The organism is Variovorax sp. efr-133-TYG-130 (genome assembly GCF_030208835.1).
Lineage (GTDB): Bacteria > Pseudomonadota > Gammaproteobacteria > Burkholderiales > Burkholderiaceae_C > Variovorax.
On the sequence record NZ_JARVTD010000004.1, the window covers coordinates 188147 to 214211 of the forward strand.

The window sequence follows — 26065 nt, forward strand, 5'->3', positions numbered from 1 at the left end:
CCCGATGACGATTCCCACCGTGACGGCCGGATCCGGAGCCCGCGACATTGCCGTGGATCCCTCGGGCCGCTTCGCCTATGTTTTGAACCAGGGCGACAGGACCGTCATGGCCTATGCCATCGACCCCGTGTCGGGCGTGCTGACGCCGCTTGCAGCAACGCCGCCCGCGACAGGTGGCGGTCCATTCAGCATCACCGTGGACCCGAAGGGACGCTTTGCCTACGTGGCGAACCTGGACAGCCACAACGTGTCGGCCTACGCCTTGAACGCCTCGACCGGCGTGCCGACGCCTGCGGTGACGCCGACGATTTCCACCGGCAATCGTCCCGCTTCCGTGGCGATAGACGCGAGCGGCAAGTTCGCCTATGTGGCGGACAACACGGACGGCAAGGTGTCGATCTACACCATCGATGCGGCGTCGGGTGTGCTGGATCCGCAGGCGACGCTGACGGTCAATGCCGGACAGGCGCCGAACAAGATTGCCCTGTCGAGGTGAGCTCAAGCACGAGGCGCCCCGGCGGGCGCCGCCGCTCGCGCCATGCGCCGCAAGGCCTGCGGCGGTTGGCCATACACGCGCACGAACGCGCGCCGCATGCGCTCCGGGTCCTCGAAACCGGTGAGCCGCGCAACCGCTTCGATGCTGCTGTCGCCGCCTTCGATGTGCGTGCGTGCAACTTCGGCACGGATGCGCTCCACGGCTTTGGCCGGCGTCTGTCCCGTCTCGGCCTTGAAGGTGCGCATGAACTGGCGCGGGCTCACGCAGGCCACTTCGGCGAGCCGGTCGATGTCGAGGTCGGCCGTGAGGTTCTCGCCGATGTGTGCGAGCACGGCGCGCATGCGTTCGCTCTGCGGCGCGAGGTCCTGCAGCGCGGAGAACTGCGACTGGCCGCCCGTGCGCCGGTGGTAGACGACCATCTCGCGCGCCACCGCGCCCGCGATGTCGGCGCCAAGATCCGCCTCGACCAGTGCCAGTGCGAGATCGATGCCGGCCGCGATGCCCGCCGAACTCCACACATGGCCGTCGCGCACGAAGATCCGATCGGCATCGACGGTGATGGCGGGATAGTTGCGTTGCAGCAGCGCGGCCTGGCGCCAGTGCGTGGTGGCACGGCGCCCGTCTAGCAGGCCCGCCTCGGCCAGCAGGAACGCGCCGGTGCACACGCTGGCCACGCGCCGCTTCGCTGCCAGCGCGGCGCGCAGGTGTTGCACCAGCGCGGGCGTGGCCGCGCCGGGCTTTCGTGCGCCCTGGCCGCCAGGAACGATGACGGTGCCGGCCTGCGAATCGCGCCACGAGCGCGTCTGCATTTCGAGTCCGGCCGAACACGCCACGCGACCCCCGCGCTCGGAAAACACCGCGATTTCGTAGGCGGGGCCGCGCCGGCCGCGTCCGATTTCGGCGGCCACCTGAAACACCGACAGCGGGCCCGCCATGTCGAACAGCTGGAACTCCGGAACGAGCAAGAAGGAGACAAAGCGGGTCATGTCGTTTAACGAGGGAAGTATGTCATTCGTGCCGGAGTGTCGTTGCCTAGAGTTCAGGCTGTCAAACCCGCTCCTTCGCTTTCATGACCGACAACACCGCCACCATCTCCACCGGCCGCCGCGATGCGCGAGTGCTCGCGATCTGCCAGGGTCTCTACACGGCGGCCGTTTCGATCGACCTCACACTCACCGCGCTCACGGGCCACATGCTCGCGCCCGACAAGTCGCTGGCGACGCTGCCCTTTGCGCTCATCACGGTAGCGGGGGCGGTGGTGACGTGGTTCGCGTCGCTGCTGATGCAGCGCATCGGGCGGCGTGGCGGGTTCGCACTGGGCGCGCTCGCGGGCACGGCGGGCGGCCTCGTGTCGGTGTGGGCTGTCTTTCACGACAGTTTCTGGGTGTTCTGCGCCGGCACGGCATTGGTGGGCGTCTACCAGGCCTTCGCGCAGTTCTACCGGCTGGCCGCGGCCGACGGCGTGGCGGTTGCCGACAAGAGCCGCGCCGTGTCGACAGTGCTGGCCGGCGGCGTGATCGCGGCTGTCGCGGGGCCGGCGCTCGCGGCCTGGAGCAAGGACCTCTTTCCGCCAGTTCTGTTCGCGGGGGCCTACCTGATGGTGGCGGTTCTGGGTGCGATCTCGGTTGTCTTGATCGTGGCTCTCTACCGCGACACGCAGATGCACTCCGCGGCGGCCGGGCCGGTCGACACTCGGCCGGCCCGGCCGCTGGGCGAGATCGCAAGGCAGCCCATCTTCATCGCCGCGCTGGCCAACAACGTGGTGGGGTCGGTGTCGATGATGTTCGTGATGACGGCCGCGCCGCTCGCGGCCGTGGCCTGCAACCACTCCATCGACGACGGCGCGGGGATCATGCAGTGGCACCTGGTGGGCATGTATGCGCCGGCGCTGTTCGCGGGCGCGCTCATCCAGCGCTGGGGCTTGCCGCGTGTGGTGAGCCTGGGCATGGTGCTCAATGTCGTGTGTTCGGTCTTGGCGATGAGTTCGACCACGCTGCCTGCCTTCTACGCGGCGCTGTTCTGCCTGGGCGTGGGCTGGAACTTCATGTTCGTCGGCGGCACCACGCTGCTGGCGCAGTCATATCGCCCGCAGGAGCGCGGCCGTGCGCAGGGCGCCGCGGAGTTGCTGCGCAACGTGTGCACGGCTTTCGCGACGCTCGCCGCCGGCCCCGCGCTCGATCACTTCGGCTGGGCGCCGCTCAATGCGGCGATGCTGCCGGTGGTTCTGCTCGCTGCCGCCATGACGTTCGTCTGGGCGCGTTCCACGCGCGCTGAACGGCTGCCGAGCCTTCGCGGGTGAGCCGTTTTCCTGGCGCTGTGGCGATCGGTGACGTTAGAAATTCATGCAATGTGTCTTATGTTAACTTTGACTGCTCGCAAAGGAGAGTTGCGGTTAGAAGCAAAGCACGAATTACGAATTTTCCTGCGTACAAGAAAATTCGTATGGTTGGAAAACGTAGCGTGCAAATCGCGACGAGGTTATCGAAAACTTCCAATAACTACATGGTCAGGTCCAAACCCATCCTTTTGCAAAATTCAAGGGTAAGGAACAACATAAGGAAAGACGAAGCGACGAATGCCAATCCCACCTTGATGGACGTGAGCAACACGGCAGCCGTCTTTTGATTCTTGTATTTCTGTCCTCGAACGTAATGCCACTTCACGGCCAAATACATGCCGACGCTGAGCACGAGGATCTTGAAAATAACAAAAGAAACAGGAATCGAATTCATGATTTAAACGAAATGAAAAGCCAATCTGGTAAAGCTACCGACTGGCACCACAGAAGCACTTTCAACGTGTTGTCGAGTGTTCACTTTTCAGACTGATACGTACAGAACCAGATCGGCTCCAGATTTGCATATCAGATGCCGGGCGGCCGGTAGTCGCGCCGGCGCATGCCGACGTCTGATACGAAAATCTGTGAAGCGGTCCCGAATGACCGTATCAGGAGGAATGCCCATGAACCGCTACGAGAAGCTCGCCGACAACATCGCTCAGCGCATTCGCGCCGGCAGGCTGAAGGCGAACGATCGCCTTCCCTCGGTGCGCGAACTGAAGTCGCAGATGGGCATCAGTGCGTCCACCGTGTTCTCTGCTTACTACCTGCTGGAGGCGCAAGGGCTCGTCGAAGCGCGGCAGCGGTCGGGATACTTCGTTCGAGCGGGCGCGGAAACGACGGCCAACGAACTCGCCGCCAGCGCGCCTGTCCTCCGGTCCATGTCAGTCGACGTCTCGTCGCTCGTCTTTCAGGTCCTTGCACAGGCGCGCGAGCGCGACATGGTCCCGCTCGGTTCGGCCTTTCCGTCGCCAGAGCTGTTTCCCTTCGAGCAACTCGCCGCCGGCCTGACGCGAGCGCTCAAGCGGATGGATCCTTGGCAGACCGTCGAGGACCTGTCACCCGGAAACGCGCTTCTACGCCATCAGATCTCCCTGCGTTACGGCAGCGTCGGAATGGATGTTCCCGCGTCGGAACTGGTCATCACCAGCGGGGCGATGGAAGCACTCAATCTCGCGCTCGAATCGGTGACGCAGCCGGGCGACGTCGTGGCGATCGAAACACCGACCTTCTATGGTGCGTTGCAGGCACTGGAGCGGCGCGGTCTTCGCGCGGTCGAGGTCGAGACCCACCCGCGTACAGGTGTAGATCTCGACTCGCTTGCGCGCGTGATCGACCAGCATCCGGTGAAGGCCTGCTGGTTCATGCCGACCTTCCAGAATCCGATGGGCTGCACCATGAGCGACACAGCCAAGGAGCAACTGGTCGGCATGCTCGCCACCCGTTCCATACCGCTGATCGAAGACGACGTGTACGGCGAGCTCGCGCATGGCGCTCGTAGACCGCCACCAGCCAAGGCCTGGGACCGGGACGGCTGGGTGCTGCACTGCAGTTCTTTCTCGAAATCCCTGGCACCCGGATATCGCATCGGTTGGGTAGCGGGTGGCCGCTTTGCAGCCACTTTGAGCCGGAACAAGTTGATGAGCTCGCTGGCGACGGCCCTCCCCTCCCAACTGGCGTTGCAGGAGTACCTGCAACACAAGAGTTTCGATCGTCACCTGCGCGTGCTGCGGCATTCGCTCAGCCGCCAGCAGGCTGAGTGCTTGCGACTTGTCGATCGATACTTTCCGGCTGGCACGCGGGTCACGCGCCCCGAGGGCGGCTACTTCCTGTGGCTCGCGCTGCCGGAAGGGGTCGACTCGCTCGCACTGCACCAGGACGCTCTTCGGCTCGGCATAGGCGTAGCGCCGGGGCATTTGTTTTCAGCCGACCGCCGGTACACCCGGCACCTGCGCATCAACTACGGGTATCCCAGCGATCCGCGCCTGGAAGGGGCGATCAGGAGTCTTGGAGATCTCGCCAACGAGCAGCTCGAATCTAAAACCGGAAAATCGGGGTGATCAGGCTCGGCAACCGCCGGCGTCAGTGCTGGAGGATCTTCGAGAGAAACTGCTGCGCCCGGTCGGAGCGGGCCGACGGGTCGCCGAAGAACTCGTCCTTGGCGCAGTCTTCCACGATGCAGCCGCGGTCCATGAAGATCACCCGGTTCGCCACTTTGCGCGCGAACCCCATCTCGTGCGTGACGCACATCATGGTCATGCCCTCGCGGGCCAGGCCGACCATCACGTCGAGCACTTCGTTGACCATCTCGGGGTCGAGCGCCGAAGTGGGCTCGTCGAACAGCATGGCGATGGGGTCCATGGCCAGCGCGCGTGCAATGGCCACGCGCTGCTGCTGCCCGCCCGACAGCTGGCTCGGGAACTTGTGGGCATGCGCACGCATGCCCACGCGCTGCAGCAGCGCCATGGAAGCGGCGCGGGCTTCGGAAGCCGAGCGCTTGAGCACCTTGACCTGCGCGATCGACAGGTTGTCCTCGATCGACAGATGGGGAAACAGCTCGAAGTGCTGGAACACCATGCCGACGCGCGCGCGAAGCTTGTTCAGGTCGGTCTTGGGGTCGCCGACGGACACGCCGTCGACCGTGATGCGCCCCTGCTGGAAAGGCTCCAGCGCGTTGACGCACTTGATGAGCGTGGACTTGCCCGAGCCCGAGGGCCCGCAGACCACCACCACTTCGCCCTTGCGAATGTGGGCGGTGCAGTCGGTCAGCACCTGGAAGGCGCCGTAGCTTTTGTTGACGTGGCTGATTTCGATCATGGCTCGGCTCCTTGGCGCTTCAGCGCGTCAACAGGTGGTGCAGCGTGTTGGCGACCACGCGGGTGGCCTTGCGCAGTTCGTCCAGCGGCACACGCTCGTCGGCACGGTGGCCGTTGGCTTCGAGCAGCGATTCCGGGCCGGCGCCATACATCACGGTGGGAATGCCCGCTTCGCTGTACAGGCGCGCGTCGGTGTAGAGCGGCACGCCGATTGGCGTGACCGGCTTGCCCATGACATCGCTGGCCTCGCGGCACACCAGGGCGGCCAATTCGTCGGCCCCGGGCGCCGGCGCGAACGGGCGTGCCAGCAGGATCTGGCGGATCTCCACCGAAATGCCGGGCAGCGCGCGGCAGGCCGATTCGATCACTTCGCGCAACTCGGCCTCCACCGCCTCGGGCGATTCCTCGGGCACGATGCGCCGGTCGATTCGCAGGCTCAGTGCATCGGCCACCACGTTGGTGTTGATGCCACCGGCAATGAGGCCAACCACCATGGTCGGATGGGTGATGCCTGGCGTGCGCGAGGGCCGGTCGGCCAGGCCGTCGCGGTAGCGGTACAGCGCAGGCAGCAACGTGGCGGCGGCCTCGATCGCGTCGTGGCCGGTGTCGGGCCGCGCTGCGTGTGCCGAGGTGCCGCGCACCGACACCTCCAGGTGCAGGCAGCCGTTGTGCGCGACCACCACGTGGTGCGAGAACGCGGCGGAGAGCACGAAGTCGGGCCGGCTCAGGCCCTTCGACAGGATCCATCCGGGGCCGGTCACGCCGCCGGTTTCCTCGTCGTAGGTCAAGTGCAGCTCGACCGTGCCGCCCAGCGGCGTGCCCGATGCGGCCAGGTGCTTGAGCGCGCGCATCGCGAACGCGTAGGTCGTGAAGTCGGATTTCGACACCGCAGCGCCGCGGCCGTACAGCCAGCCGTCGCGCACCTCGCCGCCATAGGGGTCGACGCTCCAGCCGGCGCCCGGGGGCACCACGTCGCCGTGGGCGTTGAGCGCGATGACGGGGCCTTCGCCGAAGCGCTCGCGAACGATCAGGTTGGTCACGCTGCGCATGCCGTGCGCGGCGGCGTACTCGGGAGGCACTGCATGGCGCTCGACCTCGAAGCCCATGGCTTCGAGCAGGCGGGCGGTGAGTTCGGCATGCGGCGCGCAGTCGCCGGGCGGGTTGTCGGAGGGGCAGCGCACCAGTTCGGCGAGCGTGCTCACCTGCTCGTCGAAGTGGGCGTCGATGAACTGGCGCAGCGAATCGCGCGCAAGGGTGAAGGCGGGGGCGTGGTCGGTCATGTCGATCATGGCGGTCAGAGAAAGCGTTCGATGCGAAAAGGCGTGATGTCGAAGTCGGTGCGCCCGCGCACGATCAGCTCGGTGACGAGTTGTGCGGTGACGGGCGCGAGCGTGTAGCCGTTGGAAGTCACGGCGTTGTAGAAACCAGGGCATCCCGGCACCTCGCCGAGGATCGGAGCGCCGTCGATGTTGACGTTCATGCCCGCCCAGCAGCGCACCATGTGCAGGCCGCGCACCGCGGGCAGCACGCGGCGCGCGACCCACAGGTTGCCCTCGATGCTGTCGCGCACGGCGCGGTTCAGGCGCATGTCTTCGTTGAAGGCGGCGGTCCAGCCGCCGCCGACGATGAGCCCGCCGCTGGCGGCCTGCTTCAGGCTCAGGTGCCGGTCGGCATGCGCGACCAGGTGATTGACCAGCGGCGGCGCGGGCTCGGTCACGATCATCTGCAGCGGCGCGCCCTTCACCGGGATGGTGATGCCCAGCATGCGGCCGATGGCGCTCGACCAGGCGCCGCTTGCGTTGACCACGCGCCCCGCATGGATGACGCCGCGCGACGTGCGCACGACGTAGCCGGCGCCGGCGCCCGGCAGCCGCTCGATGGCCTGCACGTCGCAACCGCGCAGCACGCGCGCGCCCTGCTGCTGCGCGCGCCGTGCCACGGCGTAGGTCGCCCGCAGCGGGTTGATCTTGCCTTCCATGGGGCACAGCTCGGCGCCGAGCAGCTCGCCCGAAAGCGCGGGCGACAGGCGGCGCAGGTCGGCGCCGTCGATCACCTGCGCATCGATGCCGTGGCGCCGCTCCAGCGCGGCCTTGGCCTCGAGGAAGCGCATGCCGGCTTCGCTGTCGGCGACCATGAGGCCGCCGGTGATCTTGATCTCGAGGTCTTCGCCGCAGTCGGACTCGATCTCCTGCCACAGGCGCACCGACATCGGCCCCAGCGGCAGCGTGGCCGCGGCGGGGCCACCGCCCTCCTGGGCCTTGGCACCGAAGTCGAAGGACAGCAACTGCACGTGCAGGCTGCCCGCATTGGCGCCCGAGGCCTGCAGGTTGAGGTCGTCGCGGTCCACCACTGTGACGTCCCGGCCCGCCTTCGACAGGAAGTAGCCCAGGCATGCGCCGAGCACGCCCGCGCCGATGACCAGCACGTCGGTGCGCAGCGGCTCCAAGGGCGCGTGCTCGACCGGCCGTGCGAGGTTGGGCGTGATGGCGGGCTTGTGGCCGCCCCATTCGGGCTTCTCGAAACCGAGCGCGCCGGCGGGCACCGGCTTGGCGGGCGGACGCGGCGCGAAGTACTGCTCGACCTCCGGCGGCCGGCCGGTGAGCTCGGCCACCAGCCGCCCGGCGGTGACGGCGCAATAGCGTGCCTGGCAGCGCCCCATGCCAAGGCGCGTGTTTCGCTTGATGGCGGCCAGGGTGTCGGCACCGGCACGGATCTGCTCGCGCACCGAGCCGAAGCTGACTTCCTCGCAGCGGCACAGCAGGGTGTCGTCGGGCACAGCGGCCAGCGTGACGGGCGGCGGGGTGTAGATCGACCACAGTGCCTGCTGGAAGCACTCGGCGCGGTGCAGGCGGGCCGGTGCGTCGGCCAGCGTCGCCGACGCCTTCGCATGCAGGCCCAGGTTGTGCGCCGCCGCGGCGCCGGCCAGCGCGCCGCGCGCCAACGCCACGCGTGAGCCGCCCAGGTCGGCACCGTCGCCCACCACGTAGACGCCGGGCACGCTGGTGGCGCCGTCTTCCTGTGTGATGGTGGCCAGGTGTCCCAAGTGCCGGTCGGCGAGCCGGTGCGCGCAGCCGAGCATGCGCGCGAGCTCGGTCGAGGGGATGAAGCCATAGCCCAGGCAGAGCGTGTCAGCCTCCAGCGTGCGCCGGGTTCCCGGCACCGCGCGGCCTTGGGCGTCGATGCGCGCGATCTCCACGCGGCGAAGGCCGCTCGTGGCGTCGGCATCGCCCTGTGCCTCGACCACGGCATGCCCCCACAGCACCGGTACGCCGGCGGCGCGCAGCCGCCGCAGATAGCGCCAGCCGTCGACCACCAGGTCGGGCGCGGTGCGGGCGGCGGCCAGCAACTGGCGCCAGTGGCGCAGCGACGGGCGCGGGGCCGACTCCAGCACGGCAACCACTTCAGCGCCGCCGGCCAGCAACTCCGCGGCCAGTTGAAGGTTGAGCGGTCCGTTGCCCGCGATGACCACCCGGCGGCCCGGCGAGACACGGTAGGCGCGAGCCAGCGTCTGGCCCGCGCCGGTCGTCATCACGCCGGGCAAGGTCCAGCCGGGGAACGGCACCGGACGCTCATAGGCGCCGGGCGCGATCACGAGCTGGCGGCATTCGATGACCGTGGCGCGCCCGTCAATGACCGCCGCGACCTCCGTCGGCGAGAAGGCGGCCCAGACCTGGGCGCCCTGGATGACCGTGACGCCGGCGGCGCGCACGTCCTGCGCCAGCGCCAGCCCCTGGGCGAACTGGCGGTCCGACGGCGTGGCTGCGCGATGGGACGGTGCGAGCGGCTTGTAGAACTGCCCGCCCGATTCCAGGCGCTCGTCGAGCACGAGGACTTCGGCGCCGGCCTGGCGCGCGGCCAGCGCCGCCGAGAGCCCGGCCGGGCCGGCGCCTACGACCAGTACATCGACCTGCCGCCGGGCGGGCTCGGCGCCGGCCTCGGGCGTGAGCGGCTGCAGCGGGTCGTCCGGCGTGCCGGCCGGCAAGGTGGAGCGCACCTGCTGGCCTTCGGCCACCTTGGTCAGGCAGGCGCGCTGGCTGGCCTGGCCGTCCACCGTGACCAGGCAATCGAAACACGCGCCCATGCCGCAGTAAAGGCCGCGGCGCTCGTTGCCGCGGGTATGCCGCATTGCCTTGATGCCACTGGCCGCGAGCGAGGCCGCGATGGTCTCGCCTTCGAGGCCGTCCACCGGCTGGCCGTCGTACCAGAAGCGCACGGGACGTCCGGCCGTGGCGATCGAGGGGTGGTTCAGTCTGGCGCTCATGGGCAGGTGCGAGGAAAAAACGGAATCCGCGTTGACGCGTTTGAATGTATACGTATACTACACGTATACGTATACTTCGTCATCCGATTTTCCAAGGACTGCCCCATGACAGCGTTCCGCGGCACCTATACGGTGCTCATCACCCCCATGACCGACGACGGCCTGCACGTGGACGTGCCGGCACTGAAGAAGCTGGTCAATTGGCAAATCGAGGAGGGAATCCACGGGCTGATCCCCTTGGGCAGCACCGGAGAGTTCCTGTCGCTGACGCCCGATGAGCGCCAACTGGTGATCGAAACCTGCGTGAGCACTGCAGCAAAACGCGTGCCGGTGCTGATCGGCACCGGCGCGGAGTGGACCGACGAATGCGTGCGGCTGAGCCGCGAGGCGCAGAGCATGGGTGCCGACGGCGTCATGATCATTCCGCCCTTCTACAGCACGCCCACCGACGACGAGTTGTTCGCGCACTACCGCAAGGTGGGCGAGTCGATCGACATTCCGATCATGGTCTACAACAACCCGGCCACCGCCAACGTCGACCTCAAGCCGGAACTGGTGGCCCGCCTCTCGCGCATCGACAACTGCAAATACATCAAGGAGTCGACGCTCGAGGTGACCCGTGTGCGCGACATCATCGAGCTGTGCGGCGACCGCATGACCGTGTTCGCCGGCATCCTCGGCTACGAGTCGTTCTGGCTCGGCGCGCAGGGCTGGGTGGCCGTGTGTTCCAACCTGATCCCGAAGATGTCCGCGCGCCTGTTCGAGCTGGTGGCCGACGAGCGCGACATGCCCGCCGCACTCGCCCTCTACAAGCAGATGCTGCCCATCGTGCGCTGGGTGGGCGGCCACCGGTACGTCGCCGCCTCCAAGGACGGGCTCACGATGATGGGCCTGCCGGTCGGCAAGCCGCGCGCGCCCCGCCTGCCCCTGCCCGAGGCCGACGCCGCCGACTTGCGCAGCGCCCTCGCGCGCCTCGACCTGCTGGACTCGATCCACGCCTGAGCGCCCGCCCTCTTACCAGTTCACCTCGTCGCCTCGTTCGTTCATTCCTCAAGGACACTCCCATGAAACTGCTCTCCGCTCTCGCGTCGGCAACGGCACTCTTCGTCTTCTGCGCGGGCGCCGCGAACGCGCAGGCCTGCAAGTCGCCCGTGCCCGACTCGGCGCTCGTCAAGAAGGGCACGCTGACCATGTCGGTCAACCCCACCCTGCCGCCGATGCAGTTCGTCGACCAGACGGGCGCGCTCAAGGGCATGCGCGTGGAACTCGGCGAGGCCATCGCCAAGCGCCTGTGCCTCACGCCCGAATACGTCCGCATCGAGTTCTCCGCCATGATCCCGGGCCTGCAGGCGGGCCGCTGGGACGTCATCAACACCGGCATCTTCTACACGGAAGAGCGCGCCAAGCTGATGCAGATGCTCATCTACGAAGACCAGGCCATCAGCATCAGCACCGCCAAGGGCAACCCGCTGAAGATCACCAAGCCGGACGACCTGTCGGGCAAGAGCATCGGCGTGGAGCTCGGCGGCTTCGAGGAGCGCAAGGCGCGCGAGCTCGACAAGCAGCTCACCGACAAGGGCATGAAGGGCATGACCATCCGCACCTTCGAGAACTTCGCCATGGCGTTCCAGGCGCTGCGCGCGGGGCAGGTCGAGGTGGCACTGTCGATCGACTCGACGGGCGCCGAGTACCAGAAGCGCGGCGACTTCGAACGTGTGCTGCATGGCCTGTTCCCCACGCCCGTCGCGCTGGCCGCGCGCAACAAGGACCTGGCCGCCGCGATGGCCAAGGTCATGAACGACATGAAGGCCGACGGCAGCTTCCAGAAGCTGTTCGACCAGTACGGCGTCAAGGCCGTCGACGGCGCGGTGAGCGTCAAGGGGCCGGCGGGCTGAGCCCCGCCGCCATCGCCATCGAGCACACCAAGGAACACTCATGGGACAAGGCTGGAGCTGGTCGGGGTTCGTCGACTACCTGTTCAATCCGTACATCCTCAGCGGCGCGGTGACCACGCTGTGGCTCACGCTCGCGGCCATCGCGGGCGGGCTGGTCGTGGGCTGCACGCTCGCGCTGGCCCGGCTGTCGAGCCGCCGGTGGATCGCGGGGCCCGCGCACTTCTACATCTGGGTGTTCCGCGGCACGCCGCTGCTGGTGCAGCTGATCATCATCTACACCGGGCTGCCGCAGCTGGGTCTGAAACTGTCGGTCATCGAGTCGGCGCTTCTGGGGCTGATCCTCAACGAGGCGGCCTACCTGGCGGAGATCGTGCGCGGCGGCATCCAGTCGATTTCCGCCGGCCAGACGAACGCCGCGCGCGCAGTCGGCTTCAGCAGCGCGCAGACCATGCGCTACATCGTGATGCCGCAGGCCATGCGACTGATCGTGCCGACGCTGGGCAACAGCATCAACGGCCTGCTCAAGACCACCTCGATCACCTCCGTGATCTCCATGGAAGAGCTGCTGCGCCGCACGCAGGTGCTGATCCAGGAGAAGTTCATGGTGCTGGAGCTGTTCGTGGTCGCGGCCATCTACTACCTGCTGATGACCACCGCGTGGGACTTCGTCCAGCGGCGCATCGAGCGCCACTACGGCCGTGCCTACGGCAACGCGAGCGCGCCGGCGGTGCCCGCCGAACCGGCGCTCGAGCAGCGCTAGAAAGAAAGCCTCCGGAGCACGCCTCATGACCACTTACGACCTGATCCTGCGCAACGCCGACATCGCCACCGCGGGCGACCGCTACACCGCCGACATCGGCGTGCGCGACGGGCGCATCTGCGCCATTGCGCAAGGCCTCGACGCGAGCGCCGGCCACGAGATCGACGCGCGCGGCCGGCTGGTGACGCCCGGCGGCGTGGATGGCCACTGCCACTTCGACCAGCCGACCAGCGACGGCTCGCGCTTCGCGGACGACTTTCTCACCGGCACGCGTTCCGCGGCCTGCGGCGGCACCACCACCGTGCTGCCCTTCGCCGCGCAGCAGAAGGGCCACAGCATCCAGGAGGCGGTGGACGATTACCACCGCCGCGCCGAAGGCAAGGCCGTGATCGACTACGCCTTCCACCTGATCGTGGCCGACGCCACGCGCGACGTGACGCAGCGCGAGCTGCCCGCATTGATCGAGAAGGGCTACACCTCCTTCAAGATCTACATGACCTACGACGACCTCAAGCTGGACGACCGGCAGATCATCGAAGTGCTGGCCACCGCGCGAAAGCACGGCGCCATGACCATGATCCACGCGGAGAACAGCGACTGCATCGCCTGGCTCACCGAGCAGCTGCTGGACGCGGGGCTCACCGCGCCGCGCTACCACAGCAGCTCGCGGCCCATGGCGGTGGAGCGCGAGGCCACGCACCGCGCCATCGCACTGGCCGAGCTGGTCGACACGCCGATCCTGATCGTGCACGTGTCCGGCCGCGAGGCGGTCGAGCAGATCCACTGGGCGCGCGGACGCGGCCTGCCGATCCATGCGGAGACCTGCCCGCAGTACCTGTTCCTGAGCGCCGAGGACCTGGGCATCGACCCCGACGATCCGATGCATGGCGCGCGCTGCATCTGCAGCCCGCCGCCGCGCGACAAGGCCAACCAGCAGTTCATCTGGAACGGGTTGTCGAGCGGGCTGTTCACCATCTTCTCGTCCGACCACGCGCCCTTCAACATGGGCGGCAGCGACGGCAAGCGCGTGGCCGGCGACCACGCGTCCTTCGACCGCATTCCCAACGGCATTCCGGGCGTGGAAACCCGCTTGCCGCTGCTGATGAGCGAGGGCGTGCTCAAGGGGCGCATCGACATTCACCGCTTCGTCGAACTCACGGCCACCAATCCGGCGCGGCTGTACGGCCTCTACCCCCGCAAGGGCACCATCGCGGTCGGCAGCGACGCCGATTTCGTCGTGTGGGACGTGTTCGCCCAGGGGCAGGAGAAACTGCTCACCAACAGCATGCTCCACCACGCGGTCGACTACACGCCCTATGAAGGCATGCAGCTTCGGGCGTGGCCGGGCGTCACCGTCTCGCGCGGGCGCGTGGTGTGGCAGGACGGCGAGTTCCTGGCCGAACCGGGGTCGGGGCAGTTCCTGCCCTGCCTGCGGCCGCGCGTGCCGAACGACGGCAATCCGCTGGACAAATGGCTTTGACGCAACCGGGCCGCACCGCGATGCGGCCCTGCTAAGCTCTCCCGCCCCCACCGGCCTGCTTCGCGGCCTCCCTCGTGGCCTTTGTTCCTTTTCGCATGCCCAGCCTTCCAAGCCCCACGCAGCCTGCCACCATCACGATCGCTCCGCTGGAGGTGCGGTCCGCCAGCCTTGCCGAGCAGGCGTACGAGCGGCTGCGCACGCTCATCCTGGACCGCCAGATCTCCGCCGGCAGCCCGTTGCAGGAAGCCCGGCTCGCGGAAGACTTGCGCATCTCGCGCACGCCGATGCGCGAGGCGCTCGTGCGGCTGGCGGGCGAGGGCTTGCTCGTGCGGCGCGACGCACGCTCCTACGCGGTGCGCGCACTGGGCACCAAGGAATACTTCGACTGCATGCGTGCGCGCGAAGTCATCGAAGGCGAAGCGATCGCCATGGCAGTCGGCAAGATCACCGACGCGGAGATCGATGCGCTGGAAGCCGACATCCAGTCGCTGAACGCCGGCGAACACAGCGAGACCGAGCACTGGCACTTCGACGACCGGTTCCACCTGCTCATCGCCAGGGCCAGCGGCAACGTGGTGTTTCCGCGTCTGGTGGAAGAGCTGCGCGTCAACGCCCGGCTGTTCCGCCTGCACAGCCCGCTGCACAGGCAGCCGGAAAACCACGACGAGCACGGCGCGATCATTCGTGCCTTGCGCGCAAGGGATCCGGAGAGCGCGCGCGTGGCCATGCGCGATCACCTGCGAAGCCTGCAGGAAGACGTCAAGCGTGCGCTGACCGAGTAGGCCAGGGTAACGGCGCGCCTTCTATTTCCCCTTTCCAGCCGCGCTCGCGGTGTCCGCGTTCGTCGAGCTGCGGCTGCCCTTGAGATAGAGCTCCACATCGGCCGCCTTGTCGCCGACCTTGGCAATGGCCTGGGCCAGCTGTTCGTCGGTCACGTCGAATTCGCGCGTCCAGCGCGCGACCTGCGCTGCGTCGCTCTTGTCGATGCGGGGTGTCGTGGAATCGCCTGAATTGGCCATGAGATGTCCTGTGCGAAGTGGGTGGGGAAGTGGGTGGGTTGAGAGAAATCCGTTCGAAGCGGCTGTCCAAAAATTAGGCCGCGTGCCCTGCCCTTCTTGTAGGAGCACAAGCCCTCGCCTTGCGCGTGCGTGCCGTGGACCGGGCTTCGACCGCGCGGCGGATCCGAGGCGGCCGCCCGAGCCCCCTTCAGTCCCCTTCCACGCCCTCGTCCGATGCCGCCGTGGCCGAGCCTGCGGTGCCCAGCATTGACGCCTCGATCTTGCGCACCTCGCGTCGCAGCTCTCGCGCCATGTCCTCGCGACGATCCGCGCCCAGCCGCCCGGAGATGGCCGCGATGCTGATCGCGCCGACGGGGTTGCCCTTCGGGAACGCCATGCCGATGGCGCCGGTACCCGGTGTCACCGCACTGTCGAGGAACGCGTAGCCCTGTGCCCTGCCCCGTGCCACCGCCTCGCGCAGGAAGTCCGCGGTGAACGATGCGAACTTCTCGTAGCGGTGGCCGTTGGCCTGGATGATGGCCTCGGCCTCCGCCTCGGGCATGGCGCACAGCATCGACAGGCCGCCCGCGCCCACGCCCAGCGGCCGGCGGATGCCGATGTCCAGCGGCATCGCCTTGATGGGAAAGTCGCCGAGCGCGCGGTTGGTGCACACGGCCTCCATGCCGCTGCGCTCGCTGAGATAGAGCGTGTCCTGCGTGACGTCGGCCAGCCGGTGCAGTGCACCGTCGCACAGGTCGCTCAGCCGGTAGCGCGGCCGCGCGAGCAGGCCCAGCTCATGCAGCAGCGGACCGAGAAAGTATTTGCGCGTGGCCACGTCGCGGTCGACCAGGCCTTCGATCTCCAGCCGCGCCAGCATGCGCGCGCAGGTCGATTGCGGCAGGCCGCTGGTGGCCGCGATCTCGCCGATGCGCATGCCGCGCCGCCCGCGCGACGCCACAACGCGGAGCATGCCGACTACGCGCTCGATGCTCTGCGTGCCGGTGCGAGTGCTCTCACCTTGTGGCGATTGTTTGTCCGCCATGTCTGGCCTCCTGCTTTTGTCACCTGGGTGTCGCTTTATATTGCATCCACATTGTGGATATTTAAGGGTTAACCTCATCCGGAGCCATACCGCTGCTCATCTGTAATTCATGGAAGACGGCAATACATGCCGCCACATTGTGGATATCCAAGGAATGCAGATGCCCCAGACGATGACCGAAAAGATCCTGGCCCGCGCGGCCGGGCTTGCCAGCGTTCGCGCCGGCGACGAAGTGCTGGCCCGCCCCGACTTCGTGATCGCCTACGACTTCCCCGGCTACACCGACGTGTTCTTCAAGGAGGCGCGTGAAGAGTTCGGCGTGGACAAGGTGCCCAGCCCCGAACGCTTCGTGCTCTTCATCGACCACATGGTCCCGGCCACCGCGCCCAAGGAAGAAGAGCTGCACAAGGTCACGCGCGCCTGGGGCAAGGAACAGGGCGTGCCGGTGCACGAGCGCGAAGGCATCGGCCACCAGGTGTCGGCCGAGCTTGGCTACGCCACGCCCGGCGCCTTCGCGGTGCACTTCGACGGCCACGTGAGCCAGCTCGGCGCCTTCGGCACGCTGGCGATGGGCGCGCGCAAGAGCGTGCTTGAAACCTTCGTGAGCGAGACCATGGCGCTGACCGTGCCCGGCACGGTGAAGATCGAAATCACGGGCACGCTGCAGCCCGGCGTGATGGCGCGCGACGTGTTCCACCACATGGTGCGCGTGCTCGGCCCGTCGTCCTGCCGCTTCAAGGTGGTGGAGCTGTGCGGCCCGGTGATCGACGCGATGAGCATCGAGGGCCGCCAGACCATCTGCGGCCAGGCCATGTTCCTGGGCGCGACCACCATGCTGATCGCGCCCGACGCGAAGACGCTGGCCTACGCCGAGGGCCGCTCGAAGATCGCGCTTGCGCCGGTGTACCCGGACGCCGGCGCCGTGTACGACCGCGAGGTCAGCATCGACGTGAGCGAACTCACGCCCATCGTGGTGGCGCCGCCGAGCCCCGCGAACACGCGCGACCTGAGCGAGTACGCGGGCCTGGAGGTGCACACGGGCTACCTCGGCTCCTGCGCCAGCGGCCGGCTGGAGGACCTGCGCGCCGCGGCCGACGTGCTGCGCGGGCGCCGCATCAAGCCCGGCTTCCAGCTGCACGTGGTTCCGACGTCGCAGGCGATCATGTCGCAGGCCGCCAGGGAGGGGCTCATCGCGACGCTGGTGGATGCCGGCGCGTTCATCAGCTCGTCAAGCTGCGACTACTGCTACGGCCGCATCGCGACCATGACCGACGGCCAGCGGGCGGTTTCCACCGGCACGCTCAACACGCCCGGGCGCATGGGCAGCGCCGACTCGGAGATCTTCATCTGCAACGCGGCGGTGGTTGCGGCCTCGGCGCTCGAAGGCTGCATCGCCGACCCCCGGCCCTACCTGGCGCAGGCTGCGCAGGCCCGCGCCCTCGAAGGGAGCGCCGCATGAGCATGCCGAACCTGCAAGGCCGCGCGGCCTGGATCTTCGAGGAAGACGACTTCGACATCGACCTGATCGTCGGCATCAAGAACATCAAGATCACCGACATCCACGAGCTCGCCGCCGTCACCATGACGAGCTACGACCCCGCCTTTGCCGCCTCGGTGAAGAAGGGCGACCTGCTGGTGGGCGGCCACAACTTCGGCTACGGCCATCCGCACTATCCGGCGATGCGCGCGATGCGCCACCTGGGCGTGGCGGGCGTGATTGCCGAGTCTTTCTCGCCGGGTTTCTTCCGCGGCGAGATCAGCATGGGTTTTCCGCTCGTCACCTGCCCCGGCATCCGCGAGATCACCAGCCGCTGGGATGAACTGAAGGTCGACTGGGAGGCCAGCACGGTGACCCATGTGGCCAGCGGCAGGTCGCTGCCCTTCGAGCGGCTGTCCTCCGTGGAGCGCGGCACGCTCGAAGCCGGCGGCTTCATCCCGTACCTGAAGGCACGGCTCGCGCGGCAGGGCGAAACCCCTGCGGCCGCCTGAGCCCGGAGCGCAACGCATGCTGCAGATGATCGTGAGCGGCGTCGCCCTGGGCGCCATCTACGGGCTCATCGCCCTGGGCATCGTGATGGTGTTCAAGGCGACGGGCATCCTCAACTTCGCGCATGGCGAAGCGGCCATGCTGTCGGCGTTCACCGCGTACACGCTGGTGCGGCTGGGCCTGCCGATGTGGGCCGTGGTGCCCATCGTGCTGCTGTTCGGCGCGGCACTGGGCATGCTGATCGAGCGCTTCATCATCCGGCGCTTCATCGGCAAGGCGCTGCTGTCGTCGGCCATCTGCACGCTGGGCCTGTTCCTGATCTTCGGCGACCTCGCCATCTGGATCTGGGGCAAGGACACGCAGGAGCTGCCGAGCGTGTTTCCCGCCGCGCCCATCGACGTTGGCGGCGTGATCGTCTCGGGCATCGACCTGGGCATCGTGGGCGTGTGCGCCGCGCTGGCCGCGGCGCTGTTCGCGTTCTTCCGCTTCACGCGGCTGGGCATCGCGATGCAGGCGACCATGGAGAACCCGACGGCCGCGCGGCTCATGGGCATTCCCATCAAGCGCATCTACTCGCTGGCCTGGGCGCTGTCGCACGTGATCGCGGCGGCCGCCGGGCTGCTGATCGCGCCGCTGACCTTCGTTCATTTCTCGATGATGCAGAGCGCCCTGCACTTCGCCTTTGCGGCGGCCGTGCTCGGCGGCATCGGCAGCATGCCGGGCGCGCTGCTGGGCGGCGTGATCATCGGCGTGACTTCCAACCTCACCGGCGCCTACCTGTCCTCCGAATGGAAGGACGCGGTGCCCTTCATCGTGATGCTGGCCATCCTGATCCTGCGCCCGCACGGGCTGCTGGCGCGGCGCCAGGTCAAGAAAGTCTGAGCAGGCACACCCCATGACACGCATCTTCGACTCGCGGCCCTGGCTGGCACCGCTGGTGTTCATCGCGCTCTTCGTGCTCGCGCCGCTCATCCCCGGCGGCTATGTGCTCTACATCTTCACGCTGGTGCTGATCTACACGCTCGCGTCCTTCGGCACCAACATCCTCACCGGCTACACCAACCTGATCTCGATGGCCGGCGCGGTGTTCTTCGGCATCGGTGCCTATGGCAGCGCCATTCTCACGACCCACTTCGGCGTGCCGCTGGTGCTCTCGATGCTCATCGCTGCGGCGATCGCCACCGTGGTGGGCGTGTTGCTGGCGCTGCCGGTGCTGCGCCTGGAAGAGGTGTTCCTGGCGATCGCGACGCTGGGCTTCGTGATGATCTCGGTGGAGATCGCCAAGTCCGGCGGCGAGCTCACGGGTGGCGAGAACGGCATGGGCGCGCCCGGGCCCACGCTGTTCGGCTTCGCGCTCGGCGAGCGGGCCTACCACCTGTTCGTGGCGGTGGTGCTGGGCGCGGCGCTGTGGGTGGCGCGCAACCTGTCGCAGAGCCATTTCGGACGCGGCTTTCTCGCGCTCAAGGGCAGCGAAACCGCTTCGCGCGCGCTAGGGCTCAACGCGACCAGGCTCAAGCTCATCGCCTTCGGCGTGTGCGCCTTCTACACGGGACTTTCGGGCGCGCTGTATGCGCCGGTGGTGCGCTTCATCGACCCGTCGCTGTTCAACATCATGGTGTCGATCAGCTTCGTGTCGATGGTGATCGTGGGCGGGCTGGGCTCGATCATGGGCTCGGTGCTGGGCGCGGTGTTCGTCATCGGCGCGCCGCAGCTACTCACCTATTTCGGCTTCGACCAGTTCCAGCGCGCGCTGTACGGCGTGGCGATGATCCTGGCGCTGATGTTCCTGCCCGACGGGCTGGCCAGCCTGCTCAAGCGCAGGAAGCTGCCGGGCGCGGACGCGCCCGCCGGTGCGGAGGTGCCGCGATGAGGGCACTGATCGAAGGAACGCCCGTCGCGACCCGGGCCCGGCTGGTCCCCGGCACCGCGCCCCTGCTGCGCCTGTCCGACGTGCGCATGAGCTTCGGCGGCATCGTCGCCGTGCAGGATGTCGGCTTCGACGTGATGCCCGGCACCGTGCATGCGCTGATCGGCCCGAACGGCGCCGGCAAGACCACGATGCTCAATTGCATCAGCCGCTTCTACACCCCGCAGAAGGGCACGATGCGCCTGCGCACGCCCACCGGCGAGCATGACCTGCTCAAGTGCAAGGCACACCAGATCTCGCGCCTGGGCATCGCGCGCACCTTCCAGAACCTGGAGCTGTTCTCGGAACTCACGGTGTTCGACAACGTGCTCATCGCGCGCTCGGGCGCCATGCGCTGCACGCTGGCCGAGGCGCTGCTGCGGCTGCCGCGCCAGCGCCGCGAGGAACGCGAGCAACGCGAACGCACGCAGCAGATCATCGACAGCCTGGCATTGGGCGCTCACGCCCACACGCTGGTGCGCGACCTGCCCTACGGCACGCAGAAGCTGGTGGAGCTGGCACGCGCCATGGCGCTGGAGCCGGTGCTGATGCTGCTCGACGAACCGGCCGCCGGCATGAACAACCGCGAGATCGATGCGCTGGGCGACACGCTGCGCCGGCTGCAGCAGGCCACGGGTGCGACGCTGCTGCTCATCGAGCACAGCATGCCGCTGGTGATGTCGATCTCCGACACCATCACCGTGATGCACAACGGCGCCTTCCTGGCGCAGGGCTCGCCGCGCGAGATCGAGCAGAACCCGGCCGTGGTCGAGGCCTATCTCGGAGGAGGCAAGAGTGGCAAACGCCGTTGAACCCCCCAAGCGCGCAGGGACGCTGCTGCGCGTGGACAACCTGAGCGCCGCCTACGGCAAGATCCGCGCGCTGCACGGCGTGTCGATCGATGTGCCGGCCGCGGGCATCGTGTGCGTGCTGGGTGCCAACGGCGCGGGCAAGACCACGCTGATGCGTGCGCTCTCCGGCCTGCTGCCGGTGGCCGGCGGCACCGCCGTCTTCGACGGACAGAGCATCGCCAACGTGCCGGCGGAACAGCTGGTGCGCCGCGGCGTGGTGCACGTGCCGCAGGGCCGCATGGTGTTCGCGCAGCTGTCGGTGAAGGAAAACCTGGTGCTCGGCGGCTACACCCGCCCGGCCGCCGAGGTGCGCGAGGACATCGACCGCGTGCTCGGCTACTTCCCGCGTCTGAAGGAGCGCATCACCTCGCGCGCGGGCACGCTGTCGGGCGGCGAGCAGCAGATGCTGGCCATTGCGCGCGGCCTGCTGGCCAAGCCGCGCCTCCTGATGCTCGACGAGCCCTCGATGGGCGTGGCGCCCATCATGAAGGACGCCATCTTCTCCACGCTGCGCGACATCCGCGATCGCGAGCGGCTCACGCTGCTGATCGTGGAGCAGGACGCCGACATCGCGCTGGACATATCCGACGAAGGCTACGTGATCGAGACCGGCCGCGTCGTCATGCACGGGCCGGCGGCCGAGCTGGCCGGCAACGAGGACATCCGCCGCGCCTATCTGGGCGGCTGAGACGCACCTATTTCCCCCTATCAACGACAGGAGACACACCCGATGAAACACATTGCTTCGCGCCGCACGGTGCTCGCCACCACCGCCGCGCTGCTGGGCGTCGCCGCGCTGCCCACGCTCGCCCTTGCGTTCGAGAACAAGGCCGAAGGCGTGCTCGACAAGGAGATCGTGCTGGGCTCGTCGCAGCCGATGTCGGGCACGCTGGCCTACATGGGCAAGGCGGTAGACGAAGGCATCCGCACCTACTTCGACATGGTGAACGAGCAAGGCGGCGTGAACGGCCGCAAGATCAAGCTCATCACCTATGACGACGAGCTCAAGCCCGCGAAGTCGGTGGCCAACGCCAAGCTGCTGGTCGAGCGCGACAACGTGCTTGCGATGGTGGGCAACATCGGCCACGCCACCAACATCAGCGCCTACGAATACAGCTCTACGCGCAAGGTGCCGACCATCGGCGCGCTGAGCATCTCGGACCTCACGAGCACGCCGCCGCGCGAATTGCTCTACGTGCTGCCTTCGCCGCAATCGACGGAGACCGCTGCCTACATCGACTACGCGGTGGAGAAGCTGAAGGCGAAGAAGATCGCGATGCTCTACCAGAACGACGGCTGGGGCAAGCCGGCCTACGACATCGCCATCAAGCAGCTCGACAAGCACGGCCTGAAGCTGGTGGAGGCGCAAAGCTTCGAGCGCTTCGCCACCGACATCACCTCGCAGGTGTTCAAGCTCAAGCAGGCCGAGCCCGACGTGGTAATCGTCTATGCGCTGGGCCAGGAGGCGGTGCTGTTCTTCCGCGGAGCCGAAAAGCTCGGCTGGAAGCCGACCGTTTTCGGCGCGGGCGGGCTGAACGACCCCAAGTTCGTCGAGCTGCTGGGCAAGAGCCCGGCCAAGCTGTACGTGGCCTCCTACTACGACGCGGTGGAAGGCGACAACCCCGCCATCAAGGACTTCTTTGCGCGCTACACCAAGCTGTACCCCAAGTCGGCCCCCTCCTCCACGGCGCTGATGGGCTACTCGGCCGCGGCCGTGACCGTCGAGGCGCTCAAGCGCGCGGGCAACGAGCCCAGCCGCGCCAAGGTGGTGGCTGCGCTGGACGGGCTGTCGGGCTTCGACCAGAAGATCGGGCCGAAGATTTCCTTCCAGCCCATCAGCGCTGGCGGCTATGCGCGGCGCGGCCAGACCGGCGTGGCGCTGATGGAGCTCAAGGACCAGAAGTTCGTTTCGCTCGGCGGCTACATCGATCCCGTCAAGCGTTGATTCCCGCCCGCAACACCCGCAAGGAGCGACTCTTCCAATGACCTCAGTCCGCAAGACGATGCGTGCGCGCATCACCTCAGGCCCCACGTTCTGGATGGCCGGCGCGCAGGACGCGCTGTCGGCCCTGCTCGTCGACCAGTCGGGCTTCGACGGCATCTTCACCACCGGCTTCGGCATCTCGGCGTCGCTGCTGGGCCAGCCCGATGTCGAGCTCTACACGCTCACCGAGAACGTGGGTGTGGTCAACCGCATCGCGAACATCGTGCGCAAGCCGATATTCGCCGACGCCGACACCGGCTACGGCAACGTGATCAACGTGGCGCGCACGGTGCGCGAGTTCGAGAAAACGGGCGTGGTGGCCATCTCCATCGAAGACCAGTTCAGCCCCAAGCGCTGCCCCGCGGCGGCCAGCACCATGCCGCTGGTGCCGGTGCGCGACGCGGTGGCGAAGATCCGCGCGGCGGTGGACGCGCGCCAGGACCCCGACTTCCTGATCGTGGCGCGCACCGACGCCATCGACCCGGCGGAGGCGACCGACCGTGCCTGCCAGTACGCCGAAGCCGGCGCCGACCTGATCCAGCCGATCTCGCGCACCTTCAAGGGCTTCGACGACCTGGTGAAACTCAAGGAGGCCACCGGCCGGCGCCTCTCGCTGCAGCTGATGCAGGGCCTGTGGATGGCCAGCCTGAGCCGCGCGCAGATCGAGTCGGTGGCCGCCTTCGCGACCTATCCCATCGTCACGCTCATGAGCACGGTGCATGCGCTGCAGGCCAACCTGGAGGTGCTGTCGCAGCGCCGCACCGGCGACGTCGATGGCCTGCCCGGCGGCCAGACGACGATGCCGGCGTTCAAGGAAATCATCGGCTGGAACGCGGTGGAGGAACGCCAGGCGTACTACGAGGTGGATGCGCCGGCGCACAAGCGCGCGGCCTGAGGCGCTCGCCGTGCGGGCTCGCGCGCGTCAGTCCATGCGCGGGCGCGATCCCTGTTCCCTTTCCACGAGAAAGTCGATCAGCGTCCGCACGGCTTGCGTCTGGTACCTGCTCGGCACGTAGAGCAGAAACTTCTGCGTCGACAGGAAGTCCAGGTCTTCTTCCTGCAACGCCAGCGCCTGCATTTCTCCGCGCGCAATGGGCGCCTGCACCATGTAGTCCGGCAGCAGCCCCACACCCAGGCCCTGCGCGATCGCGTCGCACAGAAAATGAAAGTTGGCCGAAATCAGCCGAGGCCGTGTCTGCAATGAACGGTGGCCACCGGCCTGCCCGCCGGCCATGCTCAGGCGCTCGCTGGTCTGCTGCGAGGTGATGAGCGGCAGCCGCTTGAGTTCTTCCAGGCTCGTCGGCATTCCATGCCGTGCGATGAACGACGCAGTCGCACACGCCACGTACCGCACGCGCCCCAGCTCGCGGGCGATCAGCTGCGCCGGTGGCTCGGCCATGACGCGCACCGCGAAATCGACCGAGCCCTTCACCAGCTCCTCGATGTCGTTGTCGAAGATCACGTGCAGCGTGATCTCCGGATGCCGCTCCATGAACTCCGCCAGCCAGCCCGACATGCGCAGCTGCCCGTAGCCGCTGGGCACGCTCAGGCGGATCATTCCCTGCAGGCCCTTGCCGAGGCTGCTCACGGCTTCGGCCGCGGCCTTCACCTCGTGGCGTACGGCACGCCCGTGCTCGTACAGCTTCATGCCCAGCTCGGTGGGTTCCAGCTGGCGCGTGGTCCGTCGCAGCAGCTGCGCACCGAGTTCACGCTCGAAGCGGTTGATCCGCTGGCTCACGTTGGCCCGGCTCATGCCCAGCATGGTGGCGGCCTTGCTCAGGTTGCCGGCTTCGATGATGTCGACCAGCAGGCCCAGGGCTTGAACATCAATTGTCAATTTCAGATTTACATCAACGTCAAAAAACCGAACGATTGTAAATTTTCAGGCGGCGGCAAATAATCCGTGCATCCCCTGCTTGCCGCCCGCACGCATCGCAAGGCCCGTCCTGCGGTTGCCGTCCGTCTTCGCTCGTTCTCGTTCGCCTTCGCCCGTCCGTCCCCCATGCCTCAAGCCGCTCCCGTCCAGCCCCTGGCTGGCCTACGTGTTCTCGACCTGTCCCGCGTGCTCGCGGGCCCGATGTGCGCCATGGCGCTGGCCGACCTGGGCGCCGACGTCATCAAGGTCGAGCACCCCAGCCGCGGCGACGACACGCGCGACTGGGGCGTGCGCGTGGGCACCCGCAACACCTCGTATTTCAACAGCGCCAACCGCAACAAGCGCTCCGTCACCATCGACCTGCAGTCCGCCGCGGGCGTGCAGATCGCGCGCGAACTCGCCGCGAGATCTGACGTGGTCATCGAGAACTTCAAGGTCGGCGGCGCCGACAAGCTGGGCCTGGGCTACGAGCAGCTCAGCGCGTCGAACCCGCGCCTGGTCTACTGCTCCATCTCGGGCTATGCGCGAAGCACCTCGGAGGCACAGCGCCCGGGCTACGACCTCCTGGTGCAGGGCGAGGCCGGCATCATGGCCATGAACGGCGAAGCGGGCCAGGGGCCGCTGAAGTTCGGCGTGGCCGCGGTCGACATGTTCACCGGCATGTACGCCGGCCAGGCCATCCTCGCCGCGCTGTACGAGCGGCACGCCACGGGGCGCGGGCGCCATGTGCAGATGGCGCTCTACGACTGCGGCCTGATGATCACCTCTTACTACGGCATGGAGGCCCTGCTGAAGGCGGGCGATCCGCCCAAGTTCGGCAACGCGCATCCTTCGATCGTTCCCTACGGCGTCTTCGATGCCGCGGACGGCCCGGTGGTCATCACCGTGGGCAACAACGGCCAGTTCGTGCGCTTCTGCGAGCAGGTCGTCGGCCGGCCCGAGTGGGCCGCCGACCCCCGCTTCGCCACCAACACCGAGCGCTCGGCCAACCGCGAGATCCTGCTGCCGCTGGTGCGCGAAGCCCTGCGCGGGTTGAGCCGCCGCGAGTTGCTCGCCAGCCTGGCGGCGGCCGGCATCCCCTGCGGCGAAGTGCTGGGCATGTACGAGGCGCTGACCTCGCCGCGCACCGCCCAGGCCAACCTGCTGCACCACTTCGACGACGCGGAAGCCGGGCCGCAGAGCGTGCTCGCGCCCCCCTACGTGATGGACGGCGAGCGCACGCCCGTGCGCCGGCCGCCACCCCACCTGGGTCAGCACACCGACGAGGTGCTGCGCGAAGTGCTGGCCATGGACGACCAGGCCATTGCCGCGGCGCGCGCGCAGCAGGCGATCTGACCCGCCGCGGCCGCACGCCAGGACACCCTTTCATCTTTCA

The 26065-nt window shown here is 67.7% G+C and carries 24 protein-coding genes; 17 read left to right on the top strand and 7 right to left on the bottom strand.

What is annotated here, in order from left to right; all coding sequences use genetic code 11:
• Positions 1–4 precede the first annotated feature (4 nt).
• Positions 5–496 (top strand): lactonase family protein, encoded by a 492-nt coding sequence (locus QRN67_RS07325; protein ID WP_285411270.1) that lies wholly within the window; start codon positions 5–7, stop codon positions 494–496.
• Positions 497–498: 2 nt separating this feature from the next.
• Here QRN67_RS07325 and QRN67_RS07330 read toward each other — a convergent pair whose 3' ends face one another.
• Entirely contained in the window at positions 499–1482 is a 984-nt protein-coding gene (locus QRN67_RS07330) for a GlxA family transcriptional regulator (RefSeq protein WP_285411271.1), read from the bottom strand.
• A gap of 83 nt (positions 1483–1565) precedes the next feature.
• Between QRN67_RS07330 and QRN67_RS07335 the strand changes: the two genes are divergently transcribed.
• Together QRN67_RS07335 and QRN67_RS07340 are read left to right on the top strand one after the other, a co-directional pair.
• Positions 1566–2795: an MFS transporter gene (locus tag QRN67_RS07335; RefSeq protein WP_285411272.1), complete on the top strand. Its 1230-nt coding sequence runs from the start codon at positions 1566–1568 to the stop codon at positions 2793–2795.
• Between the two features lie 662 nt (positions 2796–3457).
• Complete coding sequence (locus tag QRN67_RS07340; protein ID WP_285411273.1) at positions 3458–4894, top strand: aminotransferase-like domain-containing protein; 1437 nt, start codon at positions 3458–3460, stop codon at positions 4892–4894.
• A 22-nt stretch (positions 4895–4916) separates the two neighbouring features.
• Here the strand turns inward: QRN67_RS07340 and QRN67_RS07345 are convergent, their stop codons facing one another.
• The 3 genes from QRN67_RS07345 to QRN67_RS07355 are packed head-to-tail and all read right to left on the bottom strand — an operon-like array spanning position 4917 to position 9911.
• On the bottom strand, positions 4917–5651 hold the full coding sequence (locus QRN67_RS07345) for an amino acid ABC transporter ATP-binding protein (RefSeq protein WP_285411274.1): 735 nt from the start codon (positions 5649–5651) through the stop codon (positions 4917–4919).
• Positions 5652–5670: 19 nt separating this feature from the next.
• Positions 5671–6930 (bottom strand): M20/M25/M40 family metallo-hydrolase, encoded by a 1260-nt coding sequence (locus tag QRN67_RS07350; protein WP_285411412.1) that lies wholly within the window; start codon positions 6928–6930, stop codon positions 5671–5673.
• 14 nt (positions 6931–6944) lie between these two features.
• Positions 6945–9911, bottom strand: a complete 2967-nt coding sequence (locus tag QRN67_RS07355; protein ID WP_285411275.1) for an FAD-dependent oxidoreductase — start codon at positions 9909–9911, stop codon at positions 6945–6947.
• A gap of 105 nt (positions 9912–10016) precedes the next feature.
• Here QRN67_RS07355 and QRN67_RS07360 point away from each other — a divergent pair, with 105 nt between their 5' ends.
• The 5 genes from QRN67_RS07360 (at position 10017) to QRN67_RS07380 (ending at position 14828) form a co-directional block, all read left to right on the top strand.
• The gene (locus QRN67_RS07360; RefSeq protein WP_106938311.1) at positions 10017–10913 is read left to right on the top strand and encodes a dihydrodipicolinate synthase family protein; all 897 of its coding nucleotides are present in this window, start codon (positions 10017–10019) and stop codon (positions 10911–10913) included.
• Positions 10914–10975: 62 nt separating this feature from the next.
• Positions 10976–11806: an ABC transporter substrate-binding protein gene (locus QRN67_RS07365; RefSeq protein WP_081267647.1), complete on the top strand. Its 831-nt coding sequence runs from the start codon at positions 10976–10978 to the stop codon at positions 11804–11806.
• 40 nt (positions 11807–11846) lie between these two features.
• Positions 11847–12566, top strand: coding sequence for an amino acid ABC transporter permease (locus QRN67_RS07370; RefSeq protein ID WP_285411276.1), 720 nt, complete (start codon positions 11847–11849; stop codon positions 12564–12566).
• Positions 12567–12591: 25 nt separating this feature from the next.
• Positions 12592–14046, top strand: coding sequence for a dihydropyrimidinase (hydA, locus tag QRN67_RS07375; protein WP_285411277.1), 1455 nt, complete (start codon positions 12592–12594; stop codon positions 14044–14046).
• A gap of 95 nt (positions 14047–14141) precedes the next feature.
• Positions 14142–14828 carry a GntR family transcriptional regulator gene (locus tag QRN67_RS07380; protein WP_081267650.1) on the top strand — a complete coding sequence of 229 codons (687 nt, stop codon included), beginning with the start codon at positions 14142–14144 and terminating at the stop codon, positions 14826–14828.
• Positions 14829–14849: 21 nt separating this feature from the next.
• Here the strand turns inward: QRN67_RS07380 and QRN67_RS07385 are convergent, their stop codons facing one another.
• Both QRN67_RS07385 and QRN67_RS07390 read right to left on the bottom strand, forming a co-directional pair.
• Positions 14850–15065, bottom strand: a complete 216-nt coding sequence (locus QRN67_RS07385; RefSeq protein ID WP_081267651.1) for a DUF3606 domain-containing protein — start codon at positions 15063–15065, stop codon at positions 14850–14852.
• 187 nt (positions 15066–15252) lie between these two features.
• A complete protein-coding gene (locus tag QRN67_RS07390; RefSeq protein WP_106938314.1) occupies positions 15253–16086 on the bottom strand; it encodes an IclR family transcriptional regulator in 834 nt (277 codons plus the stop codon).
• Between the two features lie 160 nt (positions 16087–16246).
• On the opposite strand from QRN67_RS07390, the gene QRN67_RS07395 reads away from it, so the two are divergent.
• The 8 genes from QRN67_RS07395 to QRN67_RS07430 are packed head-to-tail and all read left to right on the top strand — an operon-like array spanning position 16247 to position 23709.
• The gene (locus QRN67_RS07395; RefSeq protein ID WP_285411278.1) at positions 16247–17545 is read left to right on the top strand and encodes a 3-isopropylmalate dehydratase large subunit; all 1299 of its coding nucleotides are present in this window, start codon (positions 16247–16249) and stop codon (positions 17543–17545) included.
• Positions 17542–18075 (top strand): 3-isopropylmalate dehydratase small subunit, encoded by a 534-nt coding sequence (locus QRN67_RS07400; protein ID WP_106938315.1) that lies wholly within the window; start codon positions 17542–17544, stop codon positions 18073–18075. Before QRN67_RS07395 ends, QRN67_RS07400 begins: the two co-directional genes overlap by 4 nt.
• A 16-nt stretch (positions 18076–18091) precedes the next feature.
• Positions 18092–18955, top strand: coding sequence for a branched-chain amino acid ABC transporter permease (locus QRN67_RS07405; RefSeq protein WP_081267654.1), 864 nt, complete (start codon positions 18092–18094; stop codon positions 18953–18955).
• A 13-nt stretch (positions 18956–18968) separates the two neighbouring features.
• Positions 18969–19943 (top strand): branched-chain amino acid ABC transporter permease, encoded by a 975-nt coding sequence (locus QRN67_RS07410; protein WP_106938317.1) that lies wholly within the window; start codon positions 18969–18971, stop codon positions 19941–19943.
• Positions 19940–20791 (top strand): ABC transporter ATP-binding protein, encoded by an 852-nt coding sequence (locus QRN67_RS07415; protein WP_285411279.1) that lies wholly within the window; start codon positions 19940–19942, stop codon positions 20789–20791. The genes QRN67_RS07410 and QRN67_RS07415 overlap by 4 nt, the downstream gene beginning before the upstream one ends.
• On the top strand, positions 20775–21518 hold the full coding sequence (locus QRN67_RS07420) for an ABC transporter ATP-binding protein (protein ID WP_503010876.1): 744 nt from the start codon (positions 20775–20777) through the stop codon (positions 21516–21518). Before QRN67_RS07415 ends, QRN67_RS07420 begins: the two co-directional genes overlap by 17 nt.
• Positions 21519–21560: 42 nt before the next feature.
• Positions 21561–22775 (top strand): ABC transporter substrate-binding protein, encoded by a 1215-nt coding sequence (locus QRN67_RS07425; protein WP_106938320.1) that lies wholly within the window; start codon positions 21561–21563, stop codon positions 22773–22775.
• A 37-nt stretch (positions 22776–22812) separates the two neighbouring features.
• Complete coding sequence (locus tag QRN67_RS07430) at positions 22813–23709, top strand: isocitrate lyase/PEP mutase family protein (RefSeq protein ID WP_106938321.1); 897 nt, start codon at positions 22813–22815, stop codon at positions 23707–23709.
• Positions 23710–23736: 27 nt separating this feature from the next.
• Here QRN67_RS07430 and QRN67_RS07435 read toward each other — a convergent pair whose 3' ends face one another.
• Positions 23737–24645: a LysR family transcriptional regulator gene (locus tag QRN67_RS07435; protein ID WP_285411414.1), complete on the bottom strand. Its 909-nt coding sequence runs from the start codon at positions 24643–24645 to the stop codon at positions 23737–23739.
• Positions 24646–24816: 171 nt separating this feature from the next.
• Between QRN67_RS07435 and QRN67_RS07440 the strand changes: the two genes are divergently transcribed.
• The gene (locus QRN67_RS07440) at positions 24817–26025 is read left to right on the top strand and encodes a CaiB/BaiF CoA transferase family protein (protein ID WP_285411280.1); all 1209 of its coding nucleotides are present in this window, start codon (positions 24817–24819) and stop codon (positions 26023–26025) included.
• Positions 26026–26065 lie beyond the last annotated feature (40 nt).